This is a genomic window from Acinetobacter sp. GWC1_38_13, from assembly GCF_001767535.1.
Taxonomy (GTDB): domain Bacteria; phylum Pseudomonadota; class Gammaproteobacteria; order Pseudomonadales; family Moraxellaceae; genus Acinetobacter; species Acinetobacter junii.
The window spans coordinates 41,299-63,014 of record NZ_MELG01000035.1; the positions used below are offsets into that span (position 1 = coordinate 41,299).

17 protein-coding genes are annotated in these 21,716 nt (G+C 40.6%); 6 read left to right on the forward strand and 11 right to left on the reverse strand.

Translation table 11 applies throughout. The features are described 5' to 3' along the window. Positions 1 to 2: 2 nt before the first annotated feature. The 3 genes from A2003_RS03560 to A2003_RS03570 form a co-directional block, all read right to left on the reverse strand. A complete protein-coding gene (locus A2003_RS03560) occupies positions 3 to 380 on the reverse strand; it encodes a hypothetical protein (RefSeq protein ID WP_004910303.1) in 378 nt (125 codons plus the stop codon). Between the two features lie 132 nt (positions 381 to 512). Continuing rightward, complete coding sequence (locus tag A2003_RS03565) at positions 513 to 3,641, reverse strand: efflux RND transporter permease subunit (RefSeq protein ID WP_286686815.1); 3,129 nt, start codon at positions 3,639 to 3,641, stop codon at positions 513 to 515. 2 nt (positions 3,642 to 3,643) lie between these two features. Continuing rightward, positions 3,644 to 4,744 (reverse strand): efflux RND transporter periplasmic adaptor subunit, encoded by a 1,101-nt coding sequence (locus A2003_RS03570; RefSeq protein WP_286686816.1) that lies wholly within the window; start codon positions 4,742 to 4,744, stop codon positions 3,644 to 3,646. Positions 4,745 to 4,897: 153 nt separating this feature from the next. Here A2003_RS03570 and A2003_RS03575 point away from each other — a divergent pair, with 153 nt between their 5' ends. The 3 genes from A2003_RS03575 (at position 4,898) to A2003_RS03585 (ending at position 9,876) form a co-directional block, all read left to right on the forward strand. Continuing rightward, positions 4,898 to 5,521 (forward strand): TetR/AcrR family transcriptional regulator, encoded by a 624-nt coding sequence (locus A2003_RS03575; RefSeq protein WP_112986328.1) that lies wholly within the window; start codon positions 4,898 to 4,900, stop codon positions 5,519 to 5,521. Between the two features lie 83 nt (positions 5,522 to 5,604). Continuing rightward, entirely contained in the window at positions 5,605 to 8,286 is a 2,682-nt protein-coding gene (ppc, locus tag A2003_RS03580) for a phosphoenolpyruvate carboxylase (protein WP_112986329.1), read from the forward strand. A gap of 300 nt (positions 8,287 to 8,586) precedes the next feature. Further along, on the forward strand, positions 8,587 to 9,876 hold the full coding sequence (locus A2003_RS03585) for a solute carrier family 23 protein (protein ID WP_004910321.1): 1,290 nt from the start codon (positions 8,587 to 8,589) through the stop codon (positions 9,874 to 9,876). 36 nt (positions 9,877 to 9,912) lie between these two features. Here A2003_RS03585 and A2003_RS03590 read toward each other — a convergent pair whose 3' ends face one another. From A2003_RS03590 to ilvD, 3 genes are all read right to left on the reverse strand, one after another. Continuing rightward, positions 9,913 to 10,320, reverse strand: a complete 408-nt coding sequence (locus A2003_RS03590; protein WP_286686817.1) for a DUF4259 domain-containing protein — start codon at positions 10,318 to 10,320, stop codon at positions 9,913 to 9,915. A gap of 42 nt (positions 10,321 to 10,362) precedes the next feature. Beyond that, the gene (locus A2003_RS03595; RefSeq protein ID WP_286686818.1) at positions 10,363 to 11,649 is read right to left on the reverse strand and encodes a hypothetical protein; all 1,287 of its coding nucleotides are present in this window, start codon (positions 11,647 to 11,649) and stop codon (positions 10,363 to 10,365) included. Between the two features lie 161 nt (positions 11,650 to 11,810). Beyond that, complete coding sequence (ilvD, locus tag A2003_RS03600; protein ID WP_125272764.1) at positions 11,811 to 13,640, reverse strand: dihydroxy-acid dehydratase; 1,830 nt, start codon at positions 13,638 to 13,640, stop codon at positions 11,811 to 11,813. A gap of 211 nt (positions 13,641 to 13,851) precedes the next feature. Between ilvD and fmt the strand changes: the two genes are divergently transcribed. Together fmt and rsmB are read left to right on the forward strand one after the other, a co-directional pair. Next, positions 13,852 to 14,814: a methionyl-tRNA formyltransferase gene (gene fmt / locus A2003_RS03605; protein ID WP_136700137.1), complete on the forward strand. Its 963-nt coding sequence runs from the start codon at positions 13,852 to 13,854 to the stop codon at positions 14,812 to 14,814. Then, the gene (gene rsmB, locus A2003_RS03610) at positions 14,811 to 16,118 is read left to right on the forward strand and encodes a 16S rRNA (cytosine(967)-C(5))-methyltransferase RsmB (protein ID WP_286686819.1); all 1,308 of its coding nucleotides are present in this window, start codon (positions 14,811 to 14,813) and stop codon (positions 16,116 to 16,118) included. Before fmt ends, rsmB begins: the two co-directional genes overlap by 4 nt. A gap of 42 nt (positions 16,119 to 16,160) precedes the next feature. Here the strand turns inward: rsmB and A2003_RS03615 are convergent, their stop codons facing one another. The 3 genes from A2003_RS03615 to A2003_RS03625 form a co-directional block, all read right to left on the reverse strand. Beyond that, positions 16,161 to 16,304 (reverse strand): methionine/alanine import family NSS transporter small subunit, encoded by a 144-nt coding sequence (locus A2003_RS03615; protein WP_004910340.1) that lies wholly within the window; start codon positions 16,302 to 16,304, stop codon positions 16,161 to 16,163. A gap of 12 nt (positions 16,305 to 16,316) precedes the next feature. Then, a complete protein-coding gene (locus A2003_RS03620) occupies positions 16,317 to 17,795 on the reverse strand; it encodes a sodium-dependent transporter (protein ID WP_004910343.1) in 1,479 nt (492 codons plus the stop codon). Between the two features lie 371 nt (positions 17,796 to 18,166). Continuing rightward, complete coding sequence (locus A2003_RS03625) at positions 18,167 to 19,609, reverse strand: aldehyde dehydrogenase family protein (RefSeq protein WP_112986332.1); 1,443 nt, start codon at positions 19,607 to 19,609, stop codon at positions 18,167 to 18,169. 131 nt (positions 19,610 to 19,740) lie between these two features. On the opposite strand from A2003_RS03625, the gene A2003_RS03630 reads away from it, so the two are divergent. Then, a complete protein-coding gene (locus A2003_RS03630) occupies positions 19,741 to 20,436 on the forward strand; it encodes a TIGR04219 family outer membrane beta-barrel protein (protein WP_286686820.1) in 696 nt (231 codons plus the stop codon). Positions 20,437 to 20,720: 284 nt separating this feature from the next. On the opposite strand, the gene A2003_RS03635 is transcribed toward A2003_RS03630, so the two are convergent. Both A2003_RS03635 and A2003_RS03640 read right to left on the reverse strand, forming a co-directional pair. Beyond that, positions 20,721 to 21,032: an ankyrin repeat domain-containing protein gene (locus A2003_RS03635; RefSeq protein WP_005403491.1), complete on the reverse strand. Its 312-nt coding sequence runs from the start codon at positions 21,030 to 21,032 to the stop codon at positions 20,721 to 20,723. Positions 21,033 to 21,050: 18 nt separating this feature from the next. Next, positions 21,051 to 21,716 (reverse strand): tetratricopeptide repeat protein (locus tag A2003_RS03640; RefSeq protein ID WP_286686821.1); only part of this gene is annotated, 666 nt, incomplete at its 5' end.

The following is a 21,716-nucleotide window of genomic DNA, read 5'->3' on the forward strand; positions in this document are numbered from 1 at the left end:
TATTAGAAAACTGCTTTATTTTTTAAATACTTAGAAAGTCCTTTCAGCCAAGCATTCAACAAGAATAACCAAGCAATTGAACTAAATACAACACCTGCGACTGTTGTAGCAGTCACCCAAATTGCACTGTCCCATGCAAAAAAGAACAATGGGATAAACCACAAAGAGGCAAAAAAAGCCATCATAATAAATAACAGCACATTACGCATGATCCATAGGGCATGCGCATGAATCCAAACTTCGGCATTATCCACAATCGCAACTTTTCGTGCAAACATGTATGCAAACGCAGCAAACAAAATTGTAAATAATGCAAGAAACATGAACACGTAAGAAATCGCTACATAGCGACGATGCTGCTCAATATTGTCTTGCCCCATGCTCTATTTCACCTCAATCCATGCATTTTGCCAAATCAATCATGCAATGAAATTCAATTATTTTTTGGTCTTAAAATATAGGTGCTACTATATTGAAATTTTCAATATTTCGCACCTTTATTCACAAAATAATTACGTTAGATATGTTGCTTTTTTGACCTTAAACCACGCTGCATAGAGTGCAGGCAGGAAAAATAGGGTTAATAAGGTCGCAACAATCAATCCACCCATAATTGCAACAGCCATTGGACCAAAGAAAATACTGCGTGAAAGTGGGATCATTGCAAGAACTGCAGCAAGTGCTGTCAGCACAATCGGACGGAATCGTCGCATCGTCGCATCAATCACCGCATCCCATGCTGCTTGTCCAGCCTGAATATCTTGCTCAATCTGATCAATCAAGATCAATGAGTTACGCATGATCATACCAGACAAGGCGATTGTCCCAAGCATAGCCACAAAACCAAAAGGCTTATTAAACAGTAGCAAGAATGCAACAACGCCTATCAACCCTAATGGTGCGGTTAACAACACAATCGTCGCACGCGACATACTGCGTAATTGAATCATGAGCAAAGTCATCACTACAGCTAGGAATAATGGCATTCCTGCATTGACTGAACTTTGACCCTTAGCAGATTCTTCAACAGTTCCCCCAACTTCGAGCAAATAACCATTTGGCAGATCATCACGCAAGTCCTGCATCTGATCAGCTAACTGCTGAACCACCGTGGCAGGTTGTAGATGGCTACGAATATCTGCTCTTACAGTAATGGTTGGTAAACGGTTACGATGCCAAATCAAGCCTTCTTCAAATCGTGATTCTATTTTTGCAATCTGTGCCAATGGGACTGTTGTGCCCTGCGTTGTCGGAACTGCTAAAGATGCTAAAGATGCCACTTCTGCACGCTCAGCCTGATCTCCTCGCAAGCGAATTTCAATTAACTCACGTTTTTCGCGATACTGATTCATCACTGTACCAGTCACCGAAGCATTCAAGAAATTGGCTAAATCAAAACTCGTAACACCCATTTGACGCGCACGGTCTTGATCGATTTCGATAGCAATAATCTTGCTTGGCTCACCCCAATCTAAATGCACATTGGTGGTATTCGGATCTTCACTCATCACTTTTGCCACTTTTTGTGCCCATAGACGCACGGTGCTTAGATCTTCTCCTGAAACACGATATTGCAATGGGTATCCCACTGGTGGACCATTTTCGAGCAACGAAACACGCGTACGCACTTGAGGCAATAATTGCTTGATTTGCGTTTCTAAAGAACGGCGAATTTCATCACGATCATCTAAAGACGATGCGAGTACGACAAACTGCGCAAAACTGGCTTGCGGTAGTTGTTGGTCTAAAGGTAAGTAAAAGCGAGGAGAACCTGTTCCAACGTAGGCAACATAATTATCGATCCCTTTTTGTTTAGATAAGAATGACTCCACCTTTTTAACAGCCTGTTCAGTCGCTGTCAGTGACGCACCTTCTTCAAGCTTTAAATCCACTAAGATTTCTGCACGGTTAGATGGTGGAAAGAATTGTTGAGGAACGAATTTAAACATCGCAACTGATAAAACAAAGATTGCCACCGTGACTCCGATTACTGTTTTACGATACGTAATACAGAGCTCTACCATACGACGGAAAGACTGATAAAACTTGGTTTGATAGGGATCATGGTGCTGTCCATGTGCCTGTACAACAGGTTCAGGCTGTTTCCGCAATCTCGCCCAAAGCCTCAAATACCATGCTGCTTTCTGTTGTTGCTTGGTGAAGTCAGGGAGTAATTTTTCACCCAAATATGGAACAAAGAGTACGGCTGCTATCCATGACACAATTAACGCAATGGTTACGACTTGGAAAATAGAACGTGTATATTCGCCAGTTCCTGATTGTGCCGTTGCAATCGGTAAGAAACCTGCTGCGGTAATCAATGTTCCTGTCAGCATTGGAAATGCCGTGGTTTGCCACGCAAATCCCGCTGCTTTGAGTCTGCTGTAGCCCTGCTCCATTTTAATTGCCATCATTTCAACAGCAATAATGGCATCATCGACCAACAAACCGAGTGCAAGAATCAAGGCACCGAGGGAAATCTTATGCAGACCGACATCAAATAGATTCATCCCTGCAAAGGTCATTGCCAAAACGAGTGGAATAGACAAAGCCACCACCAGTCCTGTGCGAAACCCTAAGGAAAAGAAGCTGACCAATAAAACGATAATGACCGCTTCAGCCAATACCTTTAAAAATTCCTGAATACTGCGTTGTACTGCGACTGGTTGATCTGAAACTTTTTGAAGTTTCATGCCCACAGGCAATGATTTCTGCAAATGATTAAATTCGGTTTCTAAGTTTTTGCCCAAAGCGATGATGTCACCGCCTTTGCGCATCGAAACCGCGATGCCAATTCCATTTTCCCCCATAAAACGCATGCGAGGTTGAGCAGGTTCACTGAAGCCCCGATAAACATCAGCAACATCCCCCAATTGAATGGTTTTATCACCGACCAATAGCGGCATTTTTTTCAGATCATCTACACTGTGCAAATGTCCACTGACGCGAAGTTGAATACGATCTGTGCCAGTCTCAAAAAATCCTGCACTTGCCATATCATTTTGCTTTTGTATCGCTTCTTGAATCGCTGTCACAGGTACACCGAGCTGCACTGCTTTGGTATTGGATAATTCAATCCATATTTTTTGATCTTGTAATCCGACTAAATTGACTTTGCTCACATCTTTGACTCGTTGCAATTGCAGTTGCAAACGATCGGCATATTCTTTCATTACCGCATAGTCAAAATCGTTCCCTGTAAGGACATAGATGTTGCCAAAAGTATCGCCAAACTCATCATTGAAAAATGGTCCTTGTACACCACTGGGTAACTGATGGCGGATATCATTGACCTTTTTTCTGACGTTGTACCAAACATCAGGTATTGCACTCGAAGGTAAACTGTCTTTAGCAACAAAAGTCACCAAAGATTCACCGGGACGTGAATAAGCCATGATGCGGTCATACTGACCTGTGGTCATTAATTCTTTTTCAATTCGATCGGTCACGAGTGTCGAGACTTCTTTAGCCGTTGCACCAGGCCAGTAAGTCTGTACCACCATCACTTTAAAGGTAAAAGGTGGATCCTCACTTTGCGACAGCTTGGAATAAGACATAATCCCGACGATGCTGAGTAGCAGCATAAAATAAAGCACAATGCCTTTATTTTTCAGTGCCCATTCTGAGAGGTTAAATTTCATGATTAACCTCCAGTTTTGATCGTGACTTCACGATTCTCTCGGTCTACAGGATGAATCTTTTGTTGCTCACGTAACAAATGTACACCGCCAACCACAACCCAGTCCGTTGCTTTTAAACCAGACAGGACAGGAACACTATCTCGACCATAAGCACCCAAGCGAACTGGAACTTTACGTAAGGTCTTATTTGTCGTCACGACCCATACAAATGCCTGCTGATCATTAGCCGTCACACTAGAGAGTGGGACGCTGAGGACATTTGTTTGATTTGCAACAAAGAATACACGCGCACTTTGTCCCAACTGAATGCTAGATTGACCTTCCAATAAGGAAACCTTGACCGTAAATGTTCGAGATTGATCAGCAGCAGGAGAAACCTCTCGTACTTTAGCTGCAAATCGAAGGTCTGGCTGAGACCACAGTGTGACCCAAGCAGGCTGCCCCACTTTAATCGTTGCGACTGCTTGTTCAGGGACTCCAAATACAACTTCACGCTCTCCATCAATCGCGAGCAGATAGGCAGCCTGTCCTGCTGCAACCACCTGCCCCACTTCAATTTGACGTTCGGTAATCACGCCATTTTTATTGGAGATCAGCTGGTTATATCCCGTTTGATTCGAAGAAACTTCATAGTTTGAGCGTGCTTGTTGCAAACTTGCTTGCGCCGCTTCGTATTGATTTTTGATGGCATCAAATTGTGAGCGACTGACTGCATTTACTGGCAATAATTGCTGATAACGCTGATATTCTTGCGCTGCAATTTTTGCTGCTGCTTGTGCACTGTCTAGCTGTGCTTTAGCTGCATTAAGTTGTAACTGAGCATCTTTAACATCTAACTTCGCTAATACTTGCCCAATTCTGACTCGATCACCAACATCGACAAAGCGTTCGGTAATTTGTCCTCCAACACGAAATGCCAATGCCGTTTGCTGTCTCGCCTGTACATCACCTGCATAGCTTTTTTGATCAATATGATTACTACTCGGTTGCGCGACCATGACATAAGGAATTTCTTCCGTCTTTGGAACCTCTTTTTGACATGCTGTTAAAGTGACACTGCTGAGTACGAGCAATCCCACAATTACATGATTTAGCAGATTCATCTCTTTTTCGCTCTTATTCAAATTGATTTTTTAAGGCACAATATGAATATCATGATAAATTGTTTATTTTTTAATTAATATACCCATGAGTACACTAATTAAAAATTAAAGTTATTTATTTGATTTTTAATTTAATTAAAAGAGAACGATAACGTGCAAAACAGTAGTGGTCGCCCTAAAGATTTGGAAAAAAGAGCTAAAATTTTACAGGCTGCGAAATCTCTTTTCCTAAAAATGGGTTATCACGCTGCCAACATGAATCAAATTGCCAAAGAAGCAGGCGTCACGAAACTGACCGTGTATAACCACTTTCAAGACAAAGCCAATTTATTTATCTGTGCAATTGAAGAAACCTGTGAAGAATCTATTTGTGCTAAAGAAATCATTCTCACGGCAGAAACCAATTTTACACAAGCACTCTATCTGATGTGCCATCGTGCTTTAACTATTATTTATCTTCCTGAGGCATTAAAACTTGATCGTTTATTGTTCGAACTCGCAGCAGAACAAAGCCCTTTAACACAGCAGTTTTTCGATGCTTCACATACACGTATGAGCAATGTTTGGTGTAATTTTTTTGAGCAGGCAATTGCACTTAAATTTATTCGTGCTGACGATCCTTTAAAACAAACTGAATTATTCGTGTCTTTAATGTTGGGCTTACGTCATTACCGAGTTCTACTCGGATTGGATGAAGTGCCGACCGCGAATGAAATCGATCAGATGATTCAACAAGCGATTGAGCTTTTTTTGCTTAAATATCAACCCAAAAATTAAATAAAATTCACATTTTTTACGTTCTGCTCTTGGATTGTCTCTCAATCGCGTTATAGTCGAATGAGAACATCAGGAGAAATAGAATGATTCAACAAATCACAGCTCCATTACGAGAAGACGTCCGTTTATTGGGCAACTTACTCGGCGAAACATTAAAACTACATGCTGGGCAAGATTTGTTTAATCAAATTGAGCAAATTCGCGCTTTAGCAAAAGGCGCACGTGACGGTCAAATAGAAGCAGAGAAGCAGTTAGAACAGCTTTTTCTTGGGCTAAAAGATGAGGAGATTTTGCCTTTAACACGAGCATTCTCACATTTTCTTAACTTCGCTAATATTGCTGAACAATATCACGTGGTACGTAGTCGACGTCATGCGGAGTTTGACGAGCATGCGCCTAGCCCCAATCCGCTCACTCACCTGTTTGAAAAATTTAAAAATCAGCAAATTTCTGAACAGCAATTATTTCAACAAATTTGCGATCTAAAAATTGAGCTAGTACTGACAGCGCATCCAACAGAAGTTAGTCGTCGTACCCTGATCCAAAAATATGATGATATTACGGATTGTCTATCACAGCTTGATCAAAAGAAATTAACGCCTCGTGAACGTCAACAGACCATCGCCACACTCAAACAGCTAGTCACCTCTGCATGGCAAACCGATGAAATCCGTCAACACCGCCCGACGCCTGTAGATGAAGCAAAATGGGGGTTTGCAACGATTGAACAAACGTTATGGAATGCTGTACCTAAATTTATTCGTGAATTAAATGAATTAACACAACAGCATTGCCTGCAAGCTTTGCCTCTCAGCATAGCACCGATCCGTTTTGCCTCATGGATGGGTGGCGACCGCGATGGTAATCCGAATGTCACTCATCAAGTGACACAGGAAGTCCTGTGGTTATCGCGTTGGCAAGCTGCAGATTTATACCTCCGAGATATTGAAAATCTACGTTGGGAACTTTCTATCCAAAATTGTTCTAAAGAGCTTAGTGAAGCTTTAGGTTATGAACATCCTGAGCCATACCGTGAATATCTACGCATTACCCGTGAACGACTTAAAGCAACACGTTATTGTTTAGGTCAACGTTTACAAGGTTTGGATGCCGACGATAGCAATATCATTCGAAATAAAGATGAATTATTGGCTCCTCTTCTGCTTTGCTATCGCTCCCTTGTGGACAGTAACCTTGCTGAAATCGCCAACGGACAACTGCTCGATTTTATCTATCGTGTGAATTGTTTCGGAATTGAACTACTCAAACTCGATATCCGCCAAGAATCAGGTCGTCATCGTCAAGCCATTTCTGCGATTACGGAATATTTAGGTTTGGGTAATTTCGAATCGTGGACAGAACAAGCGCGTCAAAACTTCTTGATTCAGGAATTACAAAGTAAACGTCCATTATTACCTAAGTATTTGAATGAGCCAGAAGGTAGTCTCATTCAACATCCAGATGTGCTCGAAGTGTTTGCCACTATGCGTACTCTAGCTGAGCAACCAGCAGAGAGTTTAGGGGCTTATATCATTTCAATGGCTGAATATCCTAGTGATGTGTTGGCTGTATTGCTCTTGCAAAAAGAAGCGGGCATTCAAAATCCTCTGCGTGTCGTGCCATTGTTCGAAACCTTGAAAGATTTGGACGGCGCTGCCAAAACCATGGATACCTTGTTTAATATGCATTGGTACAAGCAGCATATCCATGGCAAACATGAAGTGATGATTGGTTATTCTGACTCTGCCAAAGATGCAGGCTTTATGTCAGCAAATTGGGCTCAATATCGTGCACAAGAAGAACTCACCGCGGTTGCAAAAAAACATGATGTGCAATTAACCCTATTCCATGGTCGTGGTGGTTCAATCAGTCGTGGCGGTGCTCCAACCCAACAAGCACTCTTTTCTCAACCACCAGGCTCAATCTCAGGTGCTATTCGTGTCACTGAGCAAGGTGAAATGATCCGCTTTAAATTTGGTTTAGAAGGGATTGCCTTACAAAACTTGGAAATCTATACCGCTGCAACCTTAGAAGCGACTTTATTACCACCGCCAGAACCTAAGAAAGAATGGCGTGATTTGATGAATCAGATGACGGATCTCTCCGTTAAGGTATATCGCCAAACGGTTCGTGAGAATCCAAATTTTGTGAGTTATTTGCGTACGGTTACACCAGAATTAGAGCTGCAAATGCTGCCATTGGGATCACGCCCAGCAAAACGAAAAGTCAGTGGCGGCATCGAATCCTTACGTGCAATTCCATGGGTATTTGCTTGGACACAAATTCGTTTGATGTTGCCCGCTTGGCTGGGAACTGGCACCGCAATTAATCAAGTGCATGAACAACATAAAAATACGCTCAATGACATGCTAGATCAGTGGCCGTATTTCCAAACCTTAATTGATATGTTGGAAATGGTACTGTCTAAATCAGATGCAGACATTGCGTTGTATTACGAATCTCATTTGACCGATGATCAGGACCTCAAAGCACTCGGGATAGAGTTAAGACAACGATTACAAAATGCGGTTGATACACTTTTGAATCTGAAAGGTGAGTCTAAACTTCTGAGCAATAATGAGGTCTTAGATCAGTCGATGCAGGTTAGAAAACCTTATCTACTGCCTCTTCATTTGTTGCAAGCTGAGTTGATGAAACGTCGTCGTTTATATTTAGCTGAGCATCAAACAGAACATACTCCTGTTGATCATGCCTTAATGGTGAGTATTGCAGGTATTGCAGCAGGGCTTCGCAATACAGGTTAATCATTCTCTATGTCTAGCCCTCATCAAATAATTCAGTTTGATGAGGGCTAAATTGGCAAAATATGCCAACTGGACAAATTTTTTTTAAATTTATTTTAAAAATTAAATTGAGCTATTTTGCAAATACAACAATCAAAATCAACAATGAATTCTAAAGTTTATTTACATATATATTTTACCAAAAGGTAAAAATATGAAATTTATGACCATTTGCGTTCATTCAGATCAATGACCAATAGATGAAAGCATAATTTAAGACAGGGTATCATACGCGCTGATATCACATAATGAGTCTACTTTATGTCAAATTGGTTTCCAAAATGGCAGCCGTATCAGGGGAAGATTGATCATCGTCCTGTTGCGACAAACGAATATTTACCGCCCTTACAAAGCGCGGTACTCGGGGTACAACACGCATTTGCAATGTTTGGAGCAACTGTTCTTGCGCCATTGTTGATGGGTTTTAATCCAAATCTCGCGATTTTAATGTCAGGGATTTGTACGATTATCTTCTTCTTGATCACAGGTGGACGTGTACCGAGTTATCTCGGTTCAAGTTTTGCGTTTATTGGTGTGGTTGCAGCCGCTACAGGTCACATCACCGGCTCTGGTGCAAATCCGAATCTATCAGTTGCACTTGGAGGTATCGTTGCTTGCGGTATCTTATATGCTTTAATTGGTTTTGCCGTCATGTTGACAGGCACACGTTGGATTGAAAAATTAATGCCACCTGTTGTAACAGGTGCGATTGTAATGATCATTGGTTTAAATCTTGCCCCAGTAACTATCAAAGGCGTTGCAGGTCAGCCTTTTGAAATGTGGATGGCACTTATCACTGTGCTGAGCATGGGTGTTATCGCGGTATTTACCAAAGGCTTATTACAGCGTTTATTACTGTTGGTAGGTTTACTGATTGCCTATGCCATTTACGTCATCGCGACGAATGTGCTTGGCTTTGGAAAACCAATCGATTTTTCACAAATCGCGGCAGCACCATGGTTTGGTATTCCAAGCTTTTCTCATCCTACTTTTGATATGAATGCCATGTTAATTATTGCACCTGTTGCATTAATTTTAGTTGCAGAAAACTTAGGTCATATCAAAGCAGTGGGTGCAATGACAGGCGAAGACCTGACTCCTCAACTAGGTAAAGCATTTGTTGCCGATGGTTTAGCAACCACGTTATCAGGTGGTGTAGGTGCACCAGGGATGACGACTTACGGTGAAAATATCGGTGTCATGGCTGTTACCCGTGTTTATTCAACCATCGTCTTTGTAATCGCTGGTGTCTTTGCAATCTTTTTAGGTCTATCACCAAAATTTGGTGCCGTGATCAGCACAATTCCTACCGCGGTACTTACGGGTGCCTCAATTGTGGTCTTTGGTTTAATTACTATTGCTGGCGCAAAAATCTGGATCGAAAACAAAGTCGACTTCTCTAATAATAAAAATCTGATCGTTGCATCTGTGACAATTATCTTGGGTGCGGGTAATTTCGAGTTATTATTCGGAAGCTTTAACTTAGGTGGAATTGGTACAGCAACCTTCGCCGCTATCTTTCTAAATGTTCTGTTTAGCCTAAAAAAATAAAAATTTAATTATCAAAGGCAGCATGAGCTGCCTTTTTTACTGTAAAGCATTTTTTAACTGCTGAATGTTCCCCAACCATAACTCATATTCATCGGACTCTAGCCACAATTCCTTGAGTTCAGAATCATCAGCAACTATTCGTTCCAAAACACGCTTCGCCAATGACAACAGATCATCACTTGGTTGCTCCGAAATGGTTTCTAACCATTGATCTACTTTCTCAGTGTAAACATCGGATTGAGTCCCTTTGCCAAGACGCTTTGCAATGACTTCAACCGCAGCAATGGCTTCCATCGCTAAATCAGCATCTAAATACTCATCGCCCTCATCAAGTGCCACCTGTAAAGCAGCCTCAATCACTGAAAAGTCTGTCGCATCCTCTAGTTCGTATGCCCAGTCATTTGCAGTGTCATTTCCAAACGATTCGTGTGACCATGTTCCCATCATTTTTTCCTTTTTTATTGTTCAGTATTAAAATGCTCAAAGTTACTCTTGGCTTTGTTGTTTATACTTTTCTTCTAAAACATTACTAATAATGCTTTCAATCATCCACACTCGATACAAACTATTAAACACATAAGTTTGTCCGTCTATACGAAACTCTAAGACTGGAAAATCAGGTTGATGCTTTTCCTGACACAGAACATCATTTTGCTTTAAGCATTGTTCAACATCTTGTTCAGTCAGTTGCTCAATATCCAGACGCTTTTGCATTTTTTGAAAATGCGCCTTAAAGGATAAGTCTTTTCCACGTGTCCAAACCGCTTCTAAAATCTCATGCATGCAGTCGACTTGTTGCTCAACAGGGACGCTATAAAACAATTTTGCCATTTCATAGGTTGCCTCTTTGGTTGGTCGACAAAAAGGTGTAAATGCAACTTGTGTCCGCTTAGACACTCGTGTTGCCAAACTCCAATCAAACCAATCACGTCCGTGATAACTTAATGGATACACGCTTAATTGGATATTGTAATAATTTGCCAGTTCTTCTTTGATGTAGGCGAGTAATAGCCAGCTCATTGGATCTTCAAGAGCGATATATAAATCCAGCTCTGGATGCAAACCTTGAACTTCAGTTATAGACTCACCGTCATTGATTAAATGCTCTCGCCACTCAATATGATTAATCAAAAAGATGGGATTACCCGTAAGTAGTTTTTGTTGTTTTAAACGGCGGGTCAAACGTAATAAATCATCAACAGCTTGATACTTACGCTCACCAAATTCGAAATAGCTAGCAATCACTGGCACATCTTTAAAAATGCGTTCTGGGTAATTTTGTGGAGTTTGATGCTTGCTGGCCATGGCATGCAAAGTACGTAATTTTCCATATTGCTGCTGCCAAAGCATATGAAAAACATCTTCTAGTAAATGTAAAAAATTTTGTTCTCTTAATGGCGTATTTCTTAGAATTGTTTCTGCTTGTTGTAAGGCTTCAGCTGTTGGTATTTCGGGTGTATCGTCAAATCCAAAACGATGCTGTTTTGCTAGAATCTTGGCATCATTTAGACAATATTGAAGCCAATCTTGAGCAGTCATTCCATTTGGAGGCTCTGCACCCTGTCTAGATATAATCACCTTTAATGGTTTGAGTTCGTCACTCAAAATCTCATTCAACTGATCCAGTTGTTGTACCGCAAGATAACTATAAACATCGTCTAAACGAAGATAAATGCTTAAACCCTGTTCCGTGGGTAATTCCGCCTGACGAGAAGGTTTTTGGTAAAACCAACGCGATCGGATGGGATCAAACCAACGACGTAACAAAGACATGTCGATAGCCTCTAATGGTCATAAAATCTGTAAGTGAATGAAATTGTACTCACGTATCAATTTATACGTCAGCAAAAATTATCTTCAGTATCTAATAAAATCAAAAAAAAATCCCCCTTTTATTGTAAGAGGGATTTCGCCGCTTTAAGCGGCGATCAGAATTACAGAACGCGAATAGCGCCTTTTGCTGCGCTCGTAGAGTGCATTGCATAAATCTTAAGTGATTTAGAAACTTTACGCTTGCGCTCTTCAGCTGGATGCCAGCCTTTCGCTTCTTGAACCGTACGACGATGAGCCATCGTTGCATCATCTACATTCAAGTGAATCGTACGATTTGGAATATCGATTTCAATGGTATCGCCATCTTCAACTAACCCAATCGCACCGCCTTCAGCAGCTTCAGGAGACACGTGACCAATTGATAAGCCTGAAGAACCACCAGAGAAACGACCATCCGTAATCAAAGCGCAGTCTTTACCTAAACCTTTTGATTTCAAGTAGCTTGTTGGATACAACATTTCTTGCATACCTGGACCACCGCGTGGACCTTCGTAGCGAATCACAACAATGTCACCTGCAACGATTTTATGATCTAAGATTGCTTCAACCGCTGAATCTTGGCTTTCAAAAACACGTGCTGTGCCGGTGAATTTCAGAATCGATTCATCTACACCCGCTGTTTTAACGATACAACCATCTAATGCGATGTTACCGTAAAGTACAGCTAAACCACCGTCTTTAGAGAAAGCATGTTCCGCATTACGGATTACGCCTTTCTCACGGTCACCATCAAGCGTTGAATAATAACGGTTTTGTGAGAATGCGACTTGCGTAGGAACACCGCCTGGTGAAGAGCGATAGAACTCATAAACATCAGGATCTTCAGTGCGAATAATATCCCACTTATCTAAAGCATCTTTCAGTGTTTTTTCATGTACGGTTGGGCATGAAGTATTCAGTAGATTAGCACGATCAAGCTCACCTAAGATCGCCATAATACCGCCCGCACGATGCACATCTTCCATATGTACATCAGATTTTGCAGGTGCAACTTTAGACAACACTGGTACTTGGCGAGACAAGCGGTCAATATCATCCATTGTAAAATCAACTTCAGCTTCATGTGCAGCTGCAAGTAAATGTAATACAGTGTTGGTTGAACCACCCATTGCAATATCAAGCGTCATTGCATTTTCAAACGCAGCTTTAGTTGCAATTGAACGTGGCAAAATGCTGTCATCATTCTGTTCGTAATAACGTTTCGCAAGTTCAACAACTAAACGACCCGCTTTTAGGAATAATTTTTCACGATTGGCATGCGTTGCAACAATTGAACCATTGCCTGGTAATGATAAACCTAATGCTTCTGTTAAACAGTTCATCGAGTTTGCAGTAAACATACCTGAACATGAACCACAAGTAGGACACGCAGAGCGTTCGAAAGCAGCAACTTCTTCATCGGTATAGCTTTCATCAGCAGCAACAACCATCGCATCTACAAGGTCAATCGCTTTTTCATCGCCACGGAATTTAACTTTACCCGCTTCCATCGGACCGCCAGACACGAATACCACTGGGATATTCAAGCGCATTGCAGCCATGAGCATTCCCGGTGTGATCTTGTCACAGTTCGAGATACACACCATTGCATCGGCACAATGGGCATTGACCATGTATTCAACTGAGTCCGCAATCAAATCACGTGATGGCAATGAATACAACATGCCGTCATGCCCCATCGCAATACCATCATCTACCGCGATGGTATTAAATTCTTTCGCTACACCACCAGCAGCTTCAATTTCTCGTGCAACCAGTTGCCCTAAATCTTTAAGATGCACGTGACCTGGAACGAATTGGGTAAATGAGTTGACGACCGCAATAATAGGTTTGCCAAAATCTTCATCTTTCATACCTGTCGCACGCCATAAACCGCGCGCGCCAGCCATATTTCTTCCATGTGTTGATGTTTTCGAACGATAATCAGGCATTTTTTATTCCCAACAAGTTTGTGCTCGAGATGAATAGGACATTCTCTCTGGCGAAATGATACTGAGCTTTTCCCATCATACTACAAGTTATCGTTTAACTGATGACCAGCGAACCTATCTTTTTTTGTTCAAAGACAATTCCTTTCACCTAATTAGGGGCTAGTGGCTTTTTGGCTTATAATTTGGGGTAAATTTTCTGTGGATTATCTTTGTGAAGATCATTTTTGCTGGTACGCCTGAATTTGCGGCAACCGCATTGGCGGCATTATTAAAAACACCACACCAGATTATTGCGGTTTACACTCAACCTGATCGTAAATCAGGACGCGGACAAAAGCTTACGCCTTCTCCTGTAAAGCAACTTGCACTTGAACATGGCTTACCTGTTTTTCAACCGCTGCATTTTAAAGCGTCGACTGAAGAAGGTTTAGCTGCTCAACAAGAGTTAGCAGCTTTGGGTGCTGATGTCATGGTAGTCGCTGCTTACGGTCTGATCTTGCCACAAACAGTGTTAGATACACCTAAATACGGTTGTTTAAACATTCACGGTTCTCTATTACCTCGTTGGCGTGGAGCAGCTCCGATTCAACGTGCAATCGCAACAGGAGATGCTGAAACAGGTATCACCATCATGCAAATGGCAGCAGGTTTGGACACAGGCGATATGATGTACAAAACCTATTGCCCAATTACTGCAGAAGATACCTCTGCAACCTTGCATGACAAGTTGGCAACTCAAGGTGCTGAAGCCATTTGTACCGTGCTTGAAACTGAGCAAAGTTTGCAATCATTTATTGCCAAACGTGAAGTTCAAGATGAATCCCTGACGGTTTATGCACATAAATTAGTAAAATCAGAAGCACGTATTGATTGGACACAAACTGCAATCCAAATCGACCGCAATATTCGTGCGTTCAACCCTTGGCCTGTGGCTTTTATTCAATTGGATGAAAATAACGCCTTACGTGTTTGGAGTTCAATGCGCTCCGAGATCAGTAAAGCAAATGCTCAATTAGGTGAAATTCTTGCAATTGATAAGCAAGGCGTACATGTCGCTTGTGGTGAAAACAGTGTCGTGTGCTTAACCAGTTTACAGTGGTCAGGTGGTAAAGCGCTCAATGCTGTCCAAATTGCCCAAACTCAAAAATTACATCTTGGACAAATTCTCCCATGAGCCAATCGAATCAATCATCTACAAAAAATCTGAATCTACGTGCGCAAGTGATCAAAACACTTTTGGCTGTTCAAAATGGGCAATCTTTGACTTCTGTATTGAATCAACATATCAATATGGTCTCTGAACGTGATCGTGGTTTATATCACGAACTGACTTTAGGTTGTTTACGCCAGTGGTTTTCATTAAAAGCCATTACCTTACCATTGCTCACCAAACCGTTAGACAATGAAGCATTAGAAAGTTGTTTATATCTTGGTTTATATCAAATTTTATGTACCCGTATTCCTGTACATGCTGCAATCTCGGAAACTGTAAATGCGGCTAAGCAATTAGGTTTCGAGCCAATGAGTGGTTTGGTCAATGCGATTCTGCGTCGTGTTTCACGTGAAACAGATGAATTTCAAACAGCTTTGAATAATACACATGGTTTACCAAGTTGGTTATTCAAACGAATCAAAAAAGATTGGCCTGAGCAAGCAGAGCATCTGTGCCAAGCCTTAAAACAAGTCGCGCCACTCACCCTGCGCGTCAATGAACGCCAAGTTAGTCGTGATGAATATTTAGAGATTTTGGACGAAGAACAGATTAATGCTCGTCCTTGCATGCTTTCTGACGTTGGTATTGTTTTGGAACAAACGGGCAATATTACCCATTTACCAGGTTTCGAAGAAGGTGGCTTTTCTGTTCAGGATGAACATGCACAATTGTGTGCCACGCTTTTACCGAACCTAGATGGCAAAGTGGTGGTTGATGCTTGTGCTGCACCAGGTGGAAAAACAGCACATATCCTTGAGCGCTTTAATCCTAAAAAGCTGATTGCATTAGATCATGATGCAAAACGTTTATTGCGTGTTTCTGAAAATATCGAACGTCTTGGTTTAGATCAAACTGAGGTGGAGATTATCGCAGCCGATGCCACCACATGGCAGGCACCAGAACCCGTCGATTGTATCGTGCTGGATGCACCTTGTTCTGCAACAGGTGTTATTCGTCGTCATCCGGATATTCGCTTGCTCAGACAATCCACAGACATCGCACAAACCGTGGCTTTACAGCAACAGATTTTGAGACAGATGTGGCAACAGCTTAAAGTTGACGGTACGCTGCTTTATATCACCTGCTCAATATTAAAAGTCGAGAATGAGCAGCAGATGGTCGAGTTTTTTGCAGACCATCCCGATGCAAAAGAAATTAAAATCTCTGCGGATTGGGGTATAGAACAGATTCATGGTCGTCAGCTGTTGCCTTCAAATCAATCAGGTGATGGTTTCTATTATTGTCATATCCAAAAACAAGCGTAATAAAAAAGCAGGCTTAAAAGCCTGCTTTTTTTTAAGAATCAATCACAGCGTATGCTGATCTTTAACTTCTTCAAGAACATCATCTAAATCTTCTGGATTCTTCATTAGGTGGCGAATCGACAAAGCGAGTCCACCCCATAAAAACACCATTGAAATAATCATCATTACGATTGCTGAAGTATTCATAATTTTATTCTCCTAGCGATCTTTCATTCTGCTTAAAACTAGCGCAACGACAGCACAGAAAATGACACTGCCCCATCCAAACACGCCTTGTAAGCTCATACTGTAAGTATCGTAACCGTTCTTAATCAAGTTAATCACTGTCATGCTCAAAGTCGTTAACAGGATCAATGATGTGATCACAGTAAGCGTAAACGCCCAACCTTTACCTAACTGAATCGTAGAAATACGGTTCACATGATCCCGAAGTTCAATCAAAGCAGAGCGTTTAAACCAAGCAATACTAATGATAGAAACCAATGCTCCGCCAATAATACCGATGTTATTGATGAAGTGATCCACAATATCCACCAGCTTAATGGCATTAACGCTTGAGAATAGAATCACTGAAACTAGCGCACTACCACCACCGATGATCGTTACTGCCTTCTTACGTCCCCATTTCAATTTATCCTGCATTGCTGCGATTGGCACTTCAAGAATACTCACCATCGATGAAATACCAGCAACAAACAACGATGAGAAGAACAACAGACCAAATACGTCTGCGCCTGCACCTAAGCTTGAAATAATTTTAGGGAATGCAATAAATGCCAGACCAATACCACCACTTACGACATCTTTAACTTCTGTACCCGCAGCATGTGCCATAAAGCCAAGTGCAGCAAAAATACCAATACCAGCAAGGATTTCAGTCGATGCATTGGCAAAACCAACGATCAAACCAGAGCCTGTTAAGTTAGTTTTAGGTTTCAAGTAAGATGCATAGGTCACCATGATCCCGAAACCTACAGAAAGTGAGAAGAACGTATGACCATAAGCTGCTAACCAAACTTTATAGTCCATCATCGCTGCCCAGTTTGGCGTAAAGAAAGCATTTAAGCCTTGAACCGCACCAGGTAAACGTAAAGATTGAACAACAAGGATAGTGAACAATACGAACAGTAAAGGCATGAAAATCTTGTTCGATAATTCAACACCTTTTTTAACCCCACCATAAAGAATGATGAGTGTTAATGCCCAAATTCCCACAATTGGCCAAAATAGATGACTAACAAACTGAAAATCAAAACCTGAAGCTTTTGAAGTTTGTAGGTAAGTATTAAAGAAGAAGCTTTCAGGATCACTACCCCACGCTTGCCCGATCGAGAAATAAATATAACTTCCCGCCCAAGTCAAAACACTAGCGTAATATAAACCGATGATAATACAGACACAGACTTGCCACCAACCTAATGTTTCACCGCCTTTAAACAAAGAACGATAAGCTTTCGGTGGAGAATTACGAGCACGATGACCTGTGGCATAATCTAAAAACAAAAGCGGTAAACCCGCAGTGATAAGTGCCAATAAATACGGGATAAGAAAGGCACCACCACCATTTTCATAGGCAACATATGGAAAGCGCCAGATATTACCTAAACCTACAGCTGAACCTACAGCTGCAATAATAAAACCAGATCGTGATGTCCAGTTTTCACGAGAATCTGCCATAGAACACCTAATATATTCATGTGGCACTTTTCAAACTGCGTTCACTTGTTATTATCCAACAGAGAGAAAAGTACCGTAAAAATCTTGTTTTGCTTGCATGAAAGTTCAACCTTGTGGGTCTCTTATTTCCATGTACAAACAAGCAAAAACCAAACCATCTTCCTTAAAGATTGGATTTTGTTTTTCTGCTTTTAATAGCTGAACAATACCTGTTTTTATTTCTTTTTACTGTAAATTCCTGACGAAAAAATCACACTTTTCGAGCGATTGATTATTTTTCAACTCAGTCAATAGTTGACCTTATAGTCAAATGATAAATTTAAGATACAGAAAACTATTAGGTGCAGAATCACAAGGTCTACCTGAATAATCTATTGCTTGATCGCCAGCAACCGTTCTTCCTGCATATCTCGAATCGCGGATTGAATTCCCTCTCGACCTAAGCCTGAGTCTTTCACACCGCCATACGGCATATTATCGACACGGAAGGTTGGCACATCATTGATAATTACACCTCCTACATGTAAATGGTCCCATGCATACAACATTTTATTGAGATTTTGTGTATAAACTCCTGCTTGTAATCCAAAACGACTTTGATTAATTGTTGCAATTCCTTGCTCGAAATCCTTATATTTTTCTAAAATGGCAACAGGGCCAAATGCTTCATCTTTATAAATTTCTAAAGTTGAATCAACATTTTCCAATAAGGTCGGTTCAAAACAAACACCATCTAAAACACCACCAACAAGTATTTTTGCACCTTTCTTTTCGGCTTTATCAATCCATTTTTTCAGTCGAATCGCTTCAGCTTCTTTAATCATTGGACCGACCAACGTCGTTGCTAAGCTTGGATCATCAACTTTAATCTTTTTTAATTTTGTGATTAATTTCTTTTTTAGATCCGCATAAATATCAGCATGCACTAAAATCCGCTGCACGCTGATACAAATCTGACCTGCATGACCATAAGCTGCACCAATTAAACGGTCAATCAAAGCATCATCAATGATTGCATCCGCCTCAATCATCACCGCAGCATTACCCCCCAATTCAAGCGTAACCTTTTTACGACCTGCTCTCGCTTTCATATCCCAGCCGACTTGATCAGAACCCGTAAAGCTGAGCAACTTAAAACGATCATCCGTAACTAAAATATCCGCCGCTTGACGATCACAAGGCAATACTGACCATGAACCTTTAGGCAAATCTGTTTCAGCCAATATCTCTGCAATTTTAAGCGAACTAATTGGCGTTAAACTTGCTGGTTTCAGCACAAAAGGACAACCCGCTGCAATCGCAGGTGCAATCTTATGCGCCACTAAATTCAAAGGAAAATTAAATGGACTAATTAAGGAAACTGCGCCAATCGGCACCTGTTTAACCATCCCACGATAACGAGAAGCTGCTGGTGTGACCGCTAAAGGTATTATTCGACCATCATCCATTTGAGTCACTGCATCCGCAGCCAATTGGAAGGTATTAATCAGCCGTTCAACCTCAGCACTTGCTGCACCACGAGGCTTGCCGCCTTCCGCAATCAAAATCTCAGTCAATTCACCACGCAATTCATTGAACCGTTTCACGCAATGCAACAATATTTTTTGTTTTTCAAAAGGTTTTAAAGCAGCCATTTCAGCTTCAGCTTTAACAGCTGATGCAATTGCCTTTTCTAGTGTTTTAGCATCAGCCAAAGCAACTCGTGCGAAAACATGAGCCTGATATTTATGATGTACATCTAACCACACTGCTGTCTTTACCGCTTTACCAGCCAAATATAATGGATATTCAACAACGTTTTCTTGCTCTTTCATTTCTTATTCTCTTTTCAAAAAACTAAAATTAGACTACTGCATAATTTTACAGATCACTATATCATTCGCCCAATCTATGATGAATTCACAACAATTCATTACGGTTTACGCTCATAAATTAGGACTATACGATGAAAATTTTAAAAATATCGATGCTTGCTTTAGGAACAAGCCTTTGTGGTTTAGCACAAGCAGATGTTATTGGTGTCAAAGGTGATGTGAGCTACTGGGCATACGACGGTAAAGCAAACATGGCAACCCAAACTTCTGCTCAAGATCAAGACCTTGACCGTAAAGGGGCTGCGCAAATTTCTCTTGCTGTTGAACACCCTGTTCCATTAATTCCAAATGCAAAAATCCGTTATGTGAATTTAAAAACACAAACTGAAAATGAAGTTTTAGGTCAACCTGTTTATGACTTAGATATCGATCATACCGATTTCATTCTATATTATGAAATTCTCGATAACGTTGTGAATGCAGATGTTGGTTTTGGTGCAACCAATTTGAATGGCGATGTCAAAACGTTGAATTTAACAAAAACTGATATCGATAAAACAATTCCAGTGATCTACGGTTCAGCTGGGGTCAAACTACCGTTTACAGGTTTAAGCGCAAAAGCGGAATTGTTATATAGCAACTTTAATGATGCTAAAATCACAGATGCCCAAGCAGAATTACAATATAACTTTATTGATAATTTATTGGTCGATGTTGGCTTAAAAGCAGGCTACCGTATTTTAAACATCGAATTAGATGATTATGAAAAAAATGATCTTAAATTTGATTTTAAAGGGCCATATGTTGGTTTAGACATTCATTTCTAAATCAAATTAATAAAAAAGCGGAGTCTGATGATTCCGCTTTTTTATTATAAAGCATATATTTGCCATGTAAGCTTAAGCCTACAACCATCGTCGTCATTGGCGAATAGTTCAATTTAAAACTTTGCCTTATCATAGAAAACACAAAGAGACAGGAAGTCTCATTGAAAATAACAAGATACGCAGGAAGCGGTCGTTGATAAGGAATATAAACGACAAGAAACTGAATACTAAGAAGCCCCGTCAGGATGATGGGGCTTCTTTTTATTTATCATTTTATGCGTGATTTAAAGACTTTTAAGATAAGCAATTACTTCATCATGCTCTGCCATTTCTGCAAGCTGCAGCGCAGTATATTCGCCTTTATAAGCCACATTTGCCCCTTTACTCACCAGTAGCTTTACCACCGCCAAATGATCATTCTCAGCAGCAGCCTGTAACGCGCTATACCCTTCATCATCAGTCTGGTTTGGATCTATACCGTCAGCCAATAATTGTTCGACTTGTTCCATATCACCAAGAGAAGCCCAATAGACCAGTTCAGGAAGATGAAGTTCATCATCGTTTTCAGGGAGTGGAGAGAATGAATTGAGTTTCATCAGAAATACCTAATTTTTTTATTTAAGATAAAGTGTTTTATACTGATCAGCTAGCTCCTTAGCCTTTTTCATTTCTTGGATATTAAAAATTTGAGTAAAATTCTTCAAATTTTTAATTGCCTGATCATTTCCTGTTTCAGCTGAAACACTAATCCATGCGTAAGCTTTATAATAATCTTGTTCAACACCTAAACCTTGAGCAAATAATAAACCATACTCATTTTGAGAAAAAGAATAACCAGCTTTTGCTGATTTTTCATACCAAAAAGCAGCTTTAGTATAATCTTGTTTAACAAAGTTCCCTTTGCGAAAAGCATTACCTAAATTAAATTGAGATTGCAAATCTCCTGCATTCGCAGCCTTTTTAGTATATTCAAAACCCTTTTCAGGATTTTTTTGTACTCCAATACCTTCATAATACATAATCGAAAGATTTGCTAAGGAGGGAGCATAACCTTTTTGAGCAGATTGATTAAATAAGTTAAAAGCCTTTTCTACATTCTTTGGGACACCTAAACCTTGAAAATACAAACTTGCTAAATAGTGTATTGCCTGAACGTTTCCCATTTTTGCTGATTTTTCAAAACTGTCAAAAGCAACTTTATAATTTTTTTGATAATAAGCTTTTAGACCTGTATCCAAGTCATTGATTGCAAAAGCCATACTTGGAACTAATAAGCTAAC